Annotated in this window: 15 protein-coding genes; 9 read left to right on the forward strand and 6 right to left on the reverse strand. The window is 50.4% G+C overall.

Annotated features, from left to right (window positions below; all coding sequences use genetic code 11):
- The first annotated feature begins 17 nt into the window (after positions 1 to 17).
- The gene (locus GBAG_RS20935) at positions 18 to 965 is read left to right on the forward strand and encodes a glycosyltransferase (RefSeq protein WP_034500021.1); all 948 of its coding nucleotides are present in this window, start codon (positions 18 to 20) and stop codon (positions 963 to 965) included.
- Positions 966 to 994: 29 nt separating this feature from the next.
- On the opposite strand, the gene GBAG_RS20940 is transcribed toward GBAG_RS20935, so the two are convergent.
- The 3 genes from GBAG_RS20940 to gpmM are packed head-to-tail and all read right to left on the reverse strand — an operon-like array spanning position 995 to position 4795.
- Entirely contained in the window at positions 995 to 1951 is a 957-nt protein-coding gene (locus GBAG_RS20940; RefSeq protein ID WP_034500023.1) for a divergent polysaccharide deacetylase family protein, read from the reverse strand.
- 3 nt (positions 1952 to 1954) lie between these two features.
- Positions 1955 to 3238, reverse strand: a complete 1284-nt coding sequence (gene envC, locus GBAG_RS20945) for a murein hydrolase activator EnvC (RefSeq protein WP_034500024.1) — start codon at positions 3236 to 3238, stop codon at positions 1955 to 1957.
- Between the two features lie 9 nt (positions 3239 to 3247).
- Complete coding sequence (gene gpmM / locus GBAG_RS20950; RefSeq protein WP_034500026.1) at positions 3248 to 4795, reverse strand: 2,3-bisphosphoglycerate-independent phosphoglycerate mutase; 1548 nt, start codon at positions 4793 to 4795, stop codon at positions 3248 to 3250.
- 245 nt (positions 4796 to 5040) lie between these two features.
- On the opposite strand from gpmM, the gene GBAG_RS20955 reads away from it, so the two are divergent.
- The 5 genes from GBAG_RS20955 (at position 5041) to cysE (ending at position 8336) form a co-directional block, all read left to right on the forward strand.
- The gene (locus GBAG_RS20955) at positions 5041 to 5472 is read left to right on the forward strand and encodes a rhodanese-like domain-containing protein (protein WP_034500027.1); all 432 of its coding nucleotides are present in this window, start codon (positions 5041 to 5043) and stop codon (positions 5470 to 5472) included.
- Between the two features lie 25 nt (positions 5473 to 5497).
- On the forward strand, positions 5498 to 5749 hold the full coding sequence (gene grxC / locus GBAG_RS20960; RefSeq protein ID WP_034500028.1) for a glutaredoxin 3: 252 nt from the start codon (positions 5498 to 5500) through the stop codon (positions 5747 to 5749).
- Positions 5750 to 5809: 60 nt separating this feature from the next.
- Positions 5810 to 6283: a protein-export chaperone SecB gene (gene secB, locus GBAG_RS20965; protein WP_034461441.1), complete on the forward strand. Its 474-nt coding sequence runs from the start codon at positions 5810 to 5812 to the stop codon at positions 6281 to 6283.
- On the forward strand, positions 6283 to 7302 hold the full coding sequence (gene gpsA, locus GBAG_RS20970; RefSeq protein ID WP_034500030.1) for an NAD(P)H-dependent glycerol-3-phosphate dehydrogenase: 1020 nt from the start codon (positions 6283 to 6285) through the stop codon (positions 7300 to 7302). The genes secB and gpsA overlap by 1 nt, the downstream gene beginning before the upstream one ends.
- Before the next feature lie 212 nt (positions 7303 to 7514).
- A complete protein-coding gene (gene cysE / locus GBAG_RS20975; RefSeq protein WP_034500031.1) occupies positions 7515 to 8336 on the forward strand; it encodes a serine O-acetyltransferase in 822 nt (273 codons plus the stop codon).
- Here cysE and trmL read toward each other — a convergent pair.
- The 3 genes from trmL to cpxR form a co-directional block, all read right to left on the reverse strand.
- On the reverse strand, positions 8333 to 8806 hold the full coding sequence (trmL, locus tag GBAG_RS20980; protein ID WP_034500032.1) for a tRNA (uridine(34)/cytosine(34)/5-carboxymethylaminomethyluridine(34)-2'-O)-methyltransferase TrmL: 474 nt from the start codon (positions 8804 to 8806) through the stop codon (positions 8333 to 8335). The two genes, cysE and trmL, sit on opposite strands and share 4 nt — an antisense overlap.
- Positions 8807 to 8895: 89 nt before the next feature.
- Positions 8896 to 10266: an envelope stress sensor histidine kinase CpxA gene (gene cpxA / locus GBAG_RS20985; protein WP_034500034.1), complete on the reverse strand. Its 1371-nt coding sequence runs from the start codon at positions 10264 to 10266 to the stop codon at positions 8896 to 8898.
- On the reverse strand, positions 10263 to 10961 hold the full coding sequence (gene cpxR, locus GBAG_RS20990; RefSeq protein ID WP_034461436.1) for an envelope stress response regulator transcription factor CpxR: 699 nt from the start codon (positions 10959 to 10961) through the stop codon (positions 10263 to 10265). The genes cpxA and cpxR overlap by 4 nt, the downstream gene beginning before the upstream one ends.
- Positions 10962 to 11111: 150 nt before the next feature.
- Here cpxR and cpxP point away from each other — a divergent pair, with 150 nt between their 5' ends.
- The 3 genes from cpxP to pfkA all read left to right on the forward strand — a co-directional run bounded on the left by cpxP (position 11112) and on the right by pfkA (position 13797).
- Positions 11112 to 11624 carry a cell-envelope stress modulator CpxP gene (gene cpxP, locus GBAG_RS20995; protein ID WP_034500035.1) on the forward strand — a complete coding sequence of 171 codons (513 nt, stop codon included), beginning with the start codon at positions 11112 to 11114 and terminating at the stop codon, positions 11622 to 11624.
- A gap of 124 nt (positions 11625 to 11748) precedes the next feature.
- Entirely contained in the window at positions 11749 to 12651 is a 903-nt protein-coding gene (fieF, locus tag GBAG_RS21000; protein WP_034500036.1) for a CDF family cation-efflux transporter FieF, read from the forward strand.
- Between the two features lie 183 nt (positions 12652 to 12834).
- Positions 12835 to 13797 (forward strand): 6-phosphofructokinase, encoded by a 963-nt coding sequence (gene pfkA / locus GBAG_RS21005; RefSeq protein ID WP_034500037.1) that lies wholly within the window; start codon positions 12835 to 12837, stop codon positions 13795 to 13797.
- Positions 13798 to 13923 lie beyond the last annotated feature (126 nt).

Consider the following 13923-nt stretch of genomic DNA (forward strand, 5'->3'; position numbering starts at 1 on the left):
TCGCTAAAAGGTTGAAGATGAGTCATCCGCCGATAGAAGTCAGCGTTATTATCCCTGTCTACAATGGTGAAGAAAACATACGTCATCTGGTCGAGAGTGTTCTCGCGGAAACGCGTATAAATTTAGAGCTTATTGTTATTAATGATGGTTCAACGGATAAGACACGCGAGATACTTAATTCAATTCAGGATGAAAGGTTGGTCATTATTGAGCAACCCAATAGCGGAGTCTATATTGCGCGCAATGCCGGGTTGGCAGCGCATCGTGGGAAGTGGTTAATTCTGCTGGATGCTGATGACGCCATCACACCCGACATGATTTTTAATCGCTACACTAAAGCTGAACAGCATAATTGTGATGTGCTGATATGCAACGGCTGGCGCGGAAACCCCGGGCAGAAGTTGGCTGGATGGGAAGTTCATCGGCAACAAATTTACAACCGCATGATTTCCGGTTTCGAATGGATTAAACATGCTGTCAAAGTGCGAGAATGGCCGCATTATATTTGGTTGCAAATTGTAAGTTCGAAATATATTAAAGAAAATAATATTAACTTCCACGTGGGTACCAGTCATAAAGATATTTTATGGTCCACGGAACTGGCTCTGGCTAATGGGCGATTTTATATTTCACCAGAACCAGATTATTACTATTCAAAGAACACATCTTCTATTACCAATCACGGTCGCTATTACGATCCTCGCGCTTATAGTTACATTGATATCATCAATAAGTTAATTAATTACGCAAAATCTCCTGAATATGCAGCCGTTAGTCGCCCGCTTTATATTCATGCTTTGAGAGAAACCGGACACCTTTCAGGCCTTTACCGCAAGAAGATTAAAGATCGTGCTGCGGTTCGAAAGTCATTTCATGAGCATATCCGCTTCACCGATTTAGCAAAAGGGGTCAGCGGAATTCATGAAGCCTGGTTTTTGATCCGCCTGTGGTTCAGATTGCGTTAAAAAAATGCCAGGAATATCCTGGCATCTTATTAGCTTTTCTTGACAGTTGAATCCCAGCCTTGCCATTGGTGCTGCATGTATTTCAGCAACTGGCTTTGGCTGATGCTTTCACTTAACACCGTGAAGAAAGTGGTTGCATAGACCGGTTGCAACGGCTGTTTAGGCTTGCAAAGGTTCACGCCTTTGAATGGGTTACGCGGTTGCTCAACAGGTTTCCCCGGTGCAGTTGGGCGCGAATTATTAGGCCTTGAAGTATCAACCTGAGGCTCATTGAGCAAACTGCTCGGGCGCACCAGCGTAATATCCGCAGGTAGGTTATAGACCATTTGTTGCAGTACGCGAACGGTCGTTGGATGCGGGTGGCCGATGGCAATCGCAGAGCCATTTCGGCGCGCCAGTTCAACGGCACGATTAAACTGGAAACGAATATCCGCTTCGTTTTGTGTGTCGTCGAGGAACACTTTGCGTTTGATAACTTTGACGTTAGTGCCTGCCGCCGCACGCATCGACTGGCTATTGCCAATCGTCATGCTATCGAGAAAATAAAGATTATATTGCCCCAGCGCCTGCATAACCTTCTGCATGCCAAACAGGCTGGATGTCATCGCACTACCCATGTGGTTATTGAGGCCCACGGCATAGGGAACATCATTCACTGCTTCGCGAATAATACGTTCGATTTCGCCGCTGCTCATATCCGGGCGCAGCGTGTCCTTTTCCAGCGGCTGTTTACTCAGTGGTGCCATCGGCAAATGAATCAGGACTTCATGCCCGGCGTTATGCGCCTTAGTGGCCATTTCACGGGCGTGAGGAGCGTTGGGTAAAACTGCGACCGAAATGTTGGCAGGCAGGGCGATAACTTTGTTTTCTTGCGCGGGGCGATAACCGAAGTCATCTATCACTATTGCCAGTTTTCCGGCGTAAACGGGAGCTGTCAGCATAAGTGTGCTGACGAAAAAGAAAGACACACGACGGAATTGAAGCAAAACTTATCTTCCCAACCACGGTTGTGGATTGACGGCCTGGCCCTGGCGACGGATTTCAAAATAAAGTGACGGGCGGCCCTGACCACCACTGTTGCCCACCAGTGCAATCGCCTGGCCGGCGCGAACTTGTGTACCCACATTAACCAACGCGCTTTGGTTGTAACCATACAAACTCATATCGCCTTTGCCGTGTTCAACCACGACGACAAGGCCATAGCCCTGCAACCAGTCGGCGAGAATGACACGTCCGTCAGCAATGGCTTTAACTTCAGTGCCTTCACCCGCAGCGATAACTATCCCTTTCCAACGTAGCTCACCCTGGAGCTGTTCGCCATAGCGATGCAAAATTGACCCACGTACCGGCCAGAAGGCTTGTCCGCGTGGAGCGCCGAGGCCACCCGTACGCGAAATCAGTGAACGTTCGCTTTCTGTTGGTTTATAGGTGCTACCTTTGCTGGTCGCTTCCTTTTGGCGAGTTTTAACTTGCTCAGCTTCACGGGCTTCTTTTTCAGCTCTCGCTTTCGCAGCGGCTTCCGCACGGGCAATTTGCCCCTGGAGACGCGACTGGTTCTGGCGCATTTCACTCAGCTTTTGCTGGTCTTGCTGCAAAGAAGACTCGAGAGTAGACAGTGTTTTCTTACGCTCGTTACGCGCGCTTTCAAGCTTAGTTTGCTGAGCTTGTTGCTCGTAGAGAAGGGTCTGCTGCTCGGTTTGCTTAGATTCCAGACTGGCTTTTTGCTCATCAACTTCAGCTTTAGTTTGCTTAAGCTTTTCGATAGTTTCCTGACGCGCTGCGTTCAGGTAACCAAAATATGCCTGCAAACGTTGCCCACGCTGGCTTTCTTCGCCGCTTAAAATCAGCTGAATGCCGGTATGTTGGCCCTGGCGAAAAGCAGCATCAAGTTGAGCCGCCAGATTGCGCTCCTGCGAGGCCTGCTGTTTTTGCAGTTTCGCGAGTGAAGCGTTCATGGTGTCGATTTGGCGGTTGAGATCGGCAAGCGTGTTTTGCGTATCGCGCAGCTTGCGGCTGGCTTCGGCGATAGCTTTTTCTTGTGCCTGGAGTTGAGCGAGTAATGTAGAGCGTTGTTGCTGTTGCTGGCGTACCGCACGTTCTTGAGTCGCAATATTCTGCTGAATAGATTTCAACTCAGCGCGATCGTCGGCATGGCTGATCGAGGGGCATAACAATACGCCAGCGCTTAAAACGCTGGCGTACATCATAGGCCTGACTGAAAACAGTTTCGTTTTCACGGCCCATGTTATTGAAAAAATCGCCTTTCCCCTCATGGGGAGGGATTATTCCACGATGAACAGCGGCTTGCCAGTCATCTCTTGCGGGATTTCCATCCCCATTAGGTTCAGCATCGTTGGTGCGATATCAGAAAGCTTGCCGCCTTCAACCGCTTTCACGTTACGGGAACCGACATAAATCAACGGAACTGGCAGGCTGGTGTGCGCAGTGTGCGCCTGGCCTGTTGCCGGGTCAGCCATCTGCTCTGCGTTGCCGTGGTCAGCGGTGATAAGCAATTGCCCACCGACATTTTCAACCGCAGCAACAACCTGAGCAATACACTGGTCCAACGCTTCGATTGCCGCAATAGCCGCTTCGTAAACACCGGTATGGCCGACCATATCACCATTTGGGTAGTTACAAATGATGGTGTCGTATTTGCCGCTGTTGATAGCTGCCAGCAGTTTTTCGGTCAGTTCGACAGAACTCATTTCCGGCTGCAAATCGTAAGTAGCAACTTTCGGGGAGTTAATCAGAATGCGGTCTTCGCCAGCGAACGGCTCTTCAACGCCACCGTTATAGAAGAAGGTCACGTGAGCATATTTTTCAGTTTCGGAGATACGCAACTGAGTTTTGTCATGCTTCGCCATCCACTCACCGAAGGTATTGGTCAGTGAAGCTGGTGGATAAGCACAAGCGGCTTTGATGTCTGCTGCATATTCGGTCAGCATCACGAAATCGCCGAAGTTAACCACTTTCTTACGGGCAAAACCGTCGAAGTCAGCGTTAACAAAAGTACGGGTAATTTGACGAGCACGGTCTGCGCGGAAGTTCATGAAGATCAGCGCGTCGCCGTCGTTCATTGCGGCATCCGCTTCGCCTTCTGCACGAATCACAGTCGGTTTAACGAATTCATCGTTCTCGTCGCGAGCGTAAGCTGCTTCCAGACCTGCAACAGCAGTTTCTGCCTGGAATTCACCTTGAGCCAGAGTCAGCAGATCGTAAGCCAGTTCAACGCGATCCCAGCGGTTGTCGCGGTCCATAGCGTAGTAACGGCCAATCAGGGAGGCAACGCGGCCTTTGCCCAGAGCAGCGAATTTGTCGGCAAATTTCTTCAGAGAAGATTCTGCGCTGCGTGGCGGTGTGTCACGACCATCCAGGAATGCGTGCAGGTAGATTGCTTCTGCGCCACGCTCTGCGGCCAGTTCAATCATTGCCAGAATGTGTTCTTCGTGGCTGTGAACGCCACCGGCTGATGCCAGACCCATGATGTGTACTGCTTTGCCAGCAGCAACCGCTTTGTCTACTGCCGCAGTCAGCGTTGGGTTTGCGAAGAAAGTACGTTCTTTAATTTCAACGTCCAGACGAGTCAGATCCTGGTAAACAATACGGCCTGCGCCGAGGTTTACGTGGCCAACTTCGGAGTTACCCATTTGGCCGTCTGGCAGACCGACTTCCAGGCCGGATGCGTTGATCAACGTGTGTGGACGCTGCGCCCACAGGTTATCCATAACCGGGGTTTTAGCATTCAGAATAGCGTTATCTTGCTGCTCTTCGCGGTGGCCATAGCCATCCAGAATCACCAGAACCATAGGTTTTTTAGTAACTGACATTGCGACAACCTCTAAGTCAAAGACAAAATTTGCGTAATTTTACTACAGGCCACGGGGTAAATAGCCGCAGAAGATCAAAGAAAGAGGCTGGATTGTGATCGGTTTTACGTCGTTAAGGTAATTTTTTTCGTAACAGGCCGCAGAATCCACATTACCTGGCGCAGACTGGCTGTATTTGCCACAACGCAAATGTATACTCCTCACCTGGTTTTTTCATATTACTTAGTCGGGAGTTACACCCCCCCATGCAAGAAATTATGCAATTCATTAGTCGCCATCCCATACTTAGTCTGGCGTGGGTTGGCTTACTGGCCGCCGTACTTTTCATGACCTTTAAAGGCTTAACCTCTAAAGTTAAAGTTATCACTCGTGGCGAAGCGACACGCCTGATCAACAAAGAAGATGCTGTTGTGGTTGACGTACGTTCGCGTGATGATTATCGCAAAGGCCATATCGCTAACTCATTGAACGTGTTGCCTGCTGACATTAAAAGTGGCAACTTCGGTGAGCTGGAAAAACATAAAGCACAGCCGGTGATCGTGGTTTGTGGCAACGGTGTTTCTTCTCAAGAATCAGCAGCGCTGCTGACCAAAGCTGGTTTTGAGCAAGTCACTTTGCTGAAAGAAGGGATTGCTGGCTGGAGCGGGGAAAACCTGCCGTTGGTTCGCGGTAAATAAATCGAGACGCACACTGGGGATGACCATGGCGAATATTGAAATCTACACCAAAGCAACCTGTCCGTTTTGCCATCGTGCAAAAGACCTGCTGAAAAGCAAAGGGGTCGCGTTTCAGGAATTAGCGATTGATGGCGATGCCGTTAAGCGTGAAGAGATGATTAAACGCAGTGGGCGCACCACAGTGCCGCAGATTTTTATTGACGCACAGCACATTGGTGGTTGCGATGACTTGTACGCACTCGATGCTCGTGGTGGACTCGATCCCCTGCTGCGCTAGTGCAGTTCCTTTGTCGCATACTGCCGTTTAAGGACGTATTAATTTTTTAAGGGTTTAACAATGTCAGAACAAAACAACACAGAAATGGCTTTCCAGATTCAGCGTGTTTACACCAAAGACATCTCTTTTGAAGCGCCGAATGCACCGCATGTATTCCAGAAAGACTGGCAGCCAGAAGTTAAACTGGATCTCGATACGGCTTCCAGCCAACTGGCAGACGACGTTTATGAAGTTGTGTTGCGTGTGACTGTAACCGCAACACTGGGCGAAGACACTGCATTCCTGTGTGAAGTTCAGCAGGCGGGTATCTTCTCCATCGGTGGGATCGAAGGTCCGCAGATGGCACATTGCCTGGGTGCGTACTGCCCGAACATTCTGTTCCCTTATGCACGTGAAGCAATCACTAGCCTGGTTTCTCGTGGCACCTTCCCGCAGCTGAACCTTGCACCGGTTAACTTCGATGCGCTGTTCATGAGTTATCTGCAGCAGCAATCTGGCGAAGGCGAAGGTGCTGAAAACCATCAGGATGCCTGATGAACAGCCTTAATGCTTCAATGACTGTGATCGGTGCCGGTTCTTACGGCACCGCTCTTGCCATCACCCTGGCGCGTAATGGCCACCACGTCGTATTGTGGGGCCATGACCCTAAACATCTTGCTGTATTGCAGGCCGATCGCTGCAATGCTGCATTTCTTCCTGACGTTCCTTTTCCAGACACTCTTCACCTTGAAAGCGACTTAGCAAAAGCATTGGCTGCCAGCCGCAATATTCTGGTTGTCGTGCCGAGCCACGTTTTCGGCGAAGTGCTGCGTCAAATTAAGCCGCTTATGCGCAAAGATGCGCGTATCGTGTGGGCGACTAAAGGTCTGGAAGCTGAAACCGGACGTTTGCTACAAGACGTTGCGCGTGAAGCGTTAGGAGACGAAATCCCATTAGCGGTGATTTCCGGCCCGACGTTTGCCAAAGAGCTGGCGGCAGGTTTGCCGACAGCAATTGCACTGGCAGCAACGGACGAAACTTTTGCTCAGGATCTCCAGCAATTGCTGCACTGTGGCAAAAGCTTCCGTGTTTACAGTAACCCGGATTTCATCGGCGTGCAGTTGGGCGGCGCGGTGAAAAACGTGATTGCGATTGGCGCGGGGATGTCTGACGGCATTGGCTTTGGTGCTAACGCTCGAACGGCATTGATCACGCGTGGCCTTGCGGAAATGACGCGTCTTGGTAGTGCCTTGGGTGCAGATCCTGAAACCTTTATGGGAATGGCAGGGCTAGGCGACCTGGTACTGACTTGTACCGATAACCAATCACGTAACCGTCGATTCGGCATGGCGCTGGGGCAGGGTGCGGACGTGGATTCGGCACAGCAGAAAATCGGCCAGGTTGTTGAAGGCTATCGCAATACCAAAGAAGTGCGGGAACTGGCGGCGCGTGTAGGCGTCGAAATGCCAATAACCGAGGAAATTTATCAGGTATTGTATTGCGGAAAAAACGCTCGCGAGGCAGCATTGACTTTGCTTGGTCGTACTCGCAAGGATGAGCGGAGCGGTAGTTAATACCCATCATACTTCAAGCCGCATCTTTGTTGGCTGCGTGAACTCACCCGAATCACTTACTTATGTAAGCTCATCGGGATTCGTTCTCTTGCCGCCGCGATGCAACTCGAATTATTTTGGGTATAGCTACAATTGATGGAACAACACAACCGCAATAACTGAAGCGTTCCGGTACTTTGTGCCGGGCGCTGTTTTTCTGTCTGGAGAGAGCAATGTCGTCTGAAGAACTGGATCTGGTGTGGAACAACATTAAAGCCGAAGCGCGAGCGCTTGCCGATTGTGAACCGATGTTGGCCAGTTTTTACCACGCAACTCTCCTCAAGCACGAAAACTTAGGCAGTGCGCTGAGCTATATGCTCGCCAATAAACTTGCTTCCCCGATTATGCCCGCGATCGCGATTCGTGAAGTTGTCGAAGAAGCTTACGCGGCAGAACCACAAATGATTGCCTCCGCCGCCTGCGATATTCAGGCCGTGCGCACCCGTGACCCGGCGGTAGATAAATATTCTACTCCGCTGTTATACCTGAAAGGTTTTCATGCGCTGCAATCCTACCGTATCGGCCACTGGCTGTGGAAAGAGGGCCGCCGCGCGTTAGCGATATTCCTGCAAAACCAGGTTTCAGTCTCGTTCCAGGTCGATATCCACCCGGCGGCGAAAATTGGCTGTGGGATTATGCTCGATCACGCCACCGGCATTGTGATCGGTGAAACGGCTATCGTTGAAAATGACGTGTCGATTTTGCAGTCGGTAACGCTGGGTGGTACTGGCAAAACCAGTGGCGATCGCCACCCTAAGATTCGTGAAGGCGTGATGATTGGTGCCGGCGCAAAAATCCTCGGCAACATTGAAATTGGGCGCGGCGCGAAAATTGGCGCAGGTTCAGTGGTGTTACAACCAGTGCCGCCTCATACCACGGCTGCTGGGGTTCCTGCGCGGATTGTGGGTAAACCTGAAAGCGATATGCCTGCCATTGATATGGATCAGCACTTTAACGGAGCCAACAATGGCTTCGAATACGGCGACGGAATCTAGCTTCTCAGAACGGCGCCGGGATAACCCAACTGGCGCCACGCTTCGTAAACCACCACTGATACTGCGTTCGACAGATTCATGCTGCGGCTGTCCGGCATCATCGGAATACGAATTTTTTGTTCAGCTGGCAGAGCATCAAGAATAGTTGCAGGCAGGCCACGCGTCTCCGGGCCAAACACCAAATAATCCCCATCCTGATAGCTTACAGCACTGTGCGCAGGTGTTCCCTTTGTGGTCAACGCAAAGATTCGCTGTGGGTTTTCTGCTTCCAGAAAAGCGCTGTAGTCTTTATGGCGGTTAACGGCGGCGAATTCGTGATAATCCAGCCCTGCGCGACGAAGACGCTTATCATCCCAGCCAAAGCCTGTCGGCTCGATAATGTGCAACCGGAAGCCGGTATTGGCACAAAGACGGATGATATTCCCGGTATTCGGTGGGATTTCAGGTTCAAACAACACGATATTTAGCATACGGCCCCCATAAGACAAGGCGCGCAGAATATCAATTTATCGCCAGAAGGAAAACAGGCCCCGAAGGGCCTGGTCTTTACGATGATTAATTAACGATGATAGAGCGGCAGCCAAAGAACCAGCCGCAACCCGCCTAACGGGCTGTCGTCAGCTTTCACCCAACCACGATGCTGCTGAACAGCCGTTTCTACAATCGCTAATCCCAGCCCTGTTCCACCAGATTCGCGATCGCGCGCTTCGTCTGTGCGATAGAACGGCCGGAATATTTGCTCACGATCTTCCGGGCTAACGCCTGGGCCGTCATCATCAACCGTGATAGTAATCCCTTGATTATCAACGGAGAAATTGACAGCTATTTTCGTATGCGAGTAGCGTAAGGCGTTGCGAACAATATTCTCCAGCGCGCTTTCCAGCGAGTTGGGATTACCGTACATCAACCACGGGCCAGGCGGGTAAGTGACTTCCAGCGATTTGCCCATCTGTTCGGCCTCAAAGGCTGCGTTATCCAGCACTTCGGACCAGATTTGATTGGCTTTCATCGTCTCGCTTGCCAGCGCATTTTTTTGCTGATTGCGCGACATCACCAGCAGGTCGTTGATCATGCCGTCCAGGCGCTGAGCTTCGGTTTCAATACGCTCAAGCTCTTTGCTTTCACCCGCTTTACGGCGCAGCAGGGCTGTACCTAATTGCAGACGGGTTAACGGTGTACGCAGTTCATGGGAAATGTCAGACAATAGCCTTTGTTGGCTCGTCATCATTCTTTCCAGCGCGGTAATCATCTGGTTAAAACTGGCACCGGCCGCGAGAAATTCTTGCGGTCCGGATTCGAGTTCAGGATGTTGACGCAAATTCCCCTGCGCCACCTCATCGGCAGCATTTTTCAACTTACGCGCAGGTTTTGCCAGGCTCCACGCCAGCCATAACAGCAGCGGTGAACTGACCAGCATAGTGACTATGAGTAACAGTAAAGGTCTATCAAACAGCAGGTTAATAAAATCAGATTGGGAGTTACTTGCGGGGCGAATCAGGTAGAGCTGGTAGTTATCTTCACCATCACGTACCGAGAAGGGACCCACTAATTCTACGCGGCCATACTTTTTCTTTTGCGGATGATCGGCGTTATCAGACTGACCGATAAAGTTACGGATTATCTGCATTTCATTGCGCTGGGCGCCAATAACTCGCCCTTCGCTGGTCACGAGTAACAAACGCTGCCCCGGTGGTGCCCATTTATCAATGGCCCGGAATAAGCGACGCCACCACATCAGGTCGTTGGGTGGATCGTTTTCAAGTTCCGCTTCGACATGCTGTTCAATCATGATGCCTTGACGTTGCTCATTTTCCATCAGTTCGGTCATTTGACGCGAATCCAGTTTAGGCAGCATCAGCACTAGCATCAGCACTAACGCCAACGTTAACCAGAAGATGGCAAAAATACGCGCGGTAAGGCTACTTATCATGAAGCAGACACCATCAGGTAGCCGCGGCCACGTAATGTTTTAAACCACGGATGACCGTCTTTGCGATCCGGTAACTTACGACGCAAATTGGAAATATGCATGTCGATTGCGCGGTCGAAAGGTGTCAGGCGTTTACCCAGAACTTCCTGGCTTAAATGTTCGCGAGAAACCACCTGGCCCAAATGCTGCGCCAGCAAATAGAGCAGGGTAAATTCGGTACCGGTCAAATCCAGCGCTTGCCCATCAAAGCTTGCTTCCTGGCGACCAGGATTGAGGCTTAAGCCGTCAACTTCAACGGTTGGCGAGCCACTGTCACTGTTTTGCTGCTGCTCACTCCAGTGTGAACGACGCAAAATAGCGCGTATACGGGCCACCAGTTCACGATCGTTAAATGGTTTAGGCAAGTAGTCATCTGCACCCAGTTCGAGGCCGAGAACGCGATCCAGCTCGCTTCCTCGAGCTGTAAGCATAATGACAGGAGTCTGGTGTGACTGGCGCAACTCTTTCAATGTATCAATGCCATTTTTCTTTGGCATCATCACGTCGAGCAATAAAAGGTCAATGGTGTCATCAAGAAGCTCCAACGCTTGTTCACCATCGTGGGCAACAATTACGTTAAAACCTTCCATGTCGAGCAGTTCCTTTAACAGGGAAGTAAGCTCTCGGTCATCATCAACTAGCAGAATTTTATTCATTGTTAAATTACCTCCGAGGCAGAAATTACGTCATCAAGGCGCGCTAATCTATGACTTTACGTTGTTTTACACCCCCTGACGCTAGTTTGCAGCGGGAATCGTAGACTGGCTCTCGTTGAATCGCAGCACAGATGATTTCAGGAGCAAGTGATGCGCAATGTTACCGCTGCCGTCATGGCCTCTACATTGACTCTGATTACCCTGGCGAGCCAAGCCAGAGAGTTACCGGCTAGCGATAACTGGTACCAGGGCGGTGAAGGCACGGTGAAGCGAAATAGCCTTCAAAGCCATATGTTCGACGGGATAAACCTGACCGAACAACAGCGCCAACAAATGCGCGATCTAATGCAACGGGCACGGCATGATAGCCCACCCGTGAATGTAAGCGAAATGGAGACCATGCATAATCTGGTCACCGCAGAGAATTTTGACGAAACGGCAGTGCGTGCTCAGGCTGAAAAAATGGCACAAGAACAAGTGGCTCGCCAGGTTGAAATGGCGAAGGTACGCAATCAAATGTACCGCTTGTTAAGTCCTGAACAGCAGGCCGTTTTGAATGACAAACACCAACAGCGCATGAATCAGTTTCGTGAACTGTCGGATCTGCAACATATGTCTTCGTTGCAGGCATTGAGTAGTAGCAGTAAGCGTAGTAACCAGTAACAAACCCTGTTTTCCTTGCCATAGACACCATCCCTGTCTTCCCCGCCTTAACAGGCGGGTTTTTTTTGCCTGAAGGTTCGGATGAATCCGCTATACTAGCCAGCAATCATTCGCTGGAGCCCCTATGAATCAACAATATGGGAAGCTGGTCAGCCGTGCAGCAATTGCCGCAACGGTGATGGCATCGCTGTTACTTTTGATCAAGATTTTCGCCTGGTGGTATACCGGTTCGGTCAGTATTCTGGCTGCATTGGTCGATTCGCTGGTGGATATCGCCGCGTCGCTGACTAACCTTCTTGTCGTGCGTTATTCTCTGCAACCTGCGGATGAAGAACACACTTTTGGGCATGGGAAAGCGGAATCGCTGGCGGCACTCGCACAAAGTATGTTTATTTCTGGTTCCGCACTGTTCCTGTTTTTGACCGGGATTCAGCATTTAGCGGATCCGGCACAAATGAAACAACCGTTAGTGGGTGTGATCGTTACGGTTATCGCATTACTCAGTACACTTGTACTTGTGACGTTCCAACGGTGGGTCGTGCGTAAGACGCAAAGCCAGGCCGTTCGGGCAGATATGCTTCATTATCAGTCTGATGTTATGATGAACGGAGCCATTTTGGTTGCGCTGGCGCTGTCCTGGTATGGCTGGCATCGCGCTGATTCGATATTTGCATTAGGTATTGGCGTCTATATTTTATATAACGCGATTCGCATGGGGCATGAAGCCGTGCAATCCCTTTTAGATCGCGCATTACCCGATGAAGAACGACAGGCAATTGTTGATATCATCAATGCATGGCCCGGTGTTAAAGGGGCGCATGATTTACGCACGCGGCAGTCAGGGCCGACCCGCTTTATTCAAGTCCATATCGAAATGGAAGACAATCTGCCACTGGTTCAGGCGCATGTTATTGCCGAACAAGTGGAGCAAGCGATTTTGCGTCGTTTCCCTGGGTCAGATGTGATTATTCACCAGGACCCCTGCTCGGTAGTCCCGACGCAGCAGCAAGGGCATTTTGAGCTCTAAATATTCGTTGTAAAACCAGGCATTATTGGAATTTTTTGGATAAAATACCGACATATGGCCTGACCTGAATCAATTCAGCAAGAAGCGGTTGTTATACTATTTGTAGCAGAGTCGACGCCTCGGCATGCCGCAGGCCGTTTCCGGCAACAGGATTAATTTGCATTCAAAAGTTCAGAGGTAGTCATGATCAAAAAAATTGGTGTGTTGACGAGTGGCGGTGATGCGCCAGGTATGAACGCCGCGATTCGTGGTGTTGTCCGTGCAGCATTGTCGGAAGGTCTGGAAGTTGTGGGTGTTTATGATGGCTATCTGGGACTGTATGAAGACCGCATGGTGAATCTGGACCGCTACAGCGTGTCCGATATGATCAACCGTGGCGGCACCTTCCTGGGTTCCGCTCGTTTCCCGGAGTTTCGTGATGAGAAAATCCGTGAAGTGGCTATCGAGAATTTGAAAAAACGCGGTATCGATGCGCTGGTTGTTATCGGTGGTGACGGTTCCTATATGGGTGCGATGCGCCTGACTGAAATGGGCTTCCCATGCATCGGTCTGCCAGGCACCATTGATAACGATATCAAAGGCACCGATTACACTATCGGTTTCTTCACCGCTCTGGAAACTGTTGTTGAAGCAATCGACCGCCTGCGTGACACCTCTTCCTCCCACCAGCGTATTTCTATCGTGGAAGTGATGGGCCGTTACTGTGGCGATTTGACCTTAGCTGCGTCGATTGCCGGTGGCTGTGAGTTTGTTGTCCTGCCAGAAGTTGAGTTCAATCGCGAAGACCTGGTTGAAGAAATCAAAGCGGGTATCGCTAAAGGTAAAAAGCACGCTATCGTGGCGATTACAGAGCACATCTGTGATATCGACGAACTGGCTCAATATATCGAAGCGGAAACCAAGCGTGAAACTCGTGCCACCGTCCTGGGCCACATTCAGCGCGGTGGTTCACCGGTTGCTTACGATCGCATTCTGGCTTCCCGCATGGGCGCTTACTCCATCGAACTGTTGCTGCAAGGCCACGGTGGTCGTTGCGTAGGCATTCAGAATGAGAAGCTGGTTCACCATGACATCATCGACGCTATCGAAAGCATGAAGCGTCCGTTCAAAGGTGACTGGCTGGATTGCGCTAAGAAACTGTATTAATTCACGAACAGTGAAAATTGAAGCCGGGGAAACCCGGCTTTTTGTTGTCTGTTATATGCCCAATAGTTATAGCCAATCTTTTTTTATTCTTTAATGAACGGTTAAATTTCTGGCACGCTGCTTTTA

Origin of the sequence: Buttiauxella agrestis ATCC 33320 (assembly GCF_000735355.1) — a bacterium.
Taxonomy (GTDB): domain Bacteria; phylum Pseudomonadota; class Gammaproteobacteria; order Enterobacterales; family Enterobacteriaceae; genus Buttiauxella; species Buttiauxella agrestis.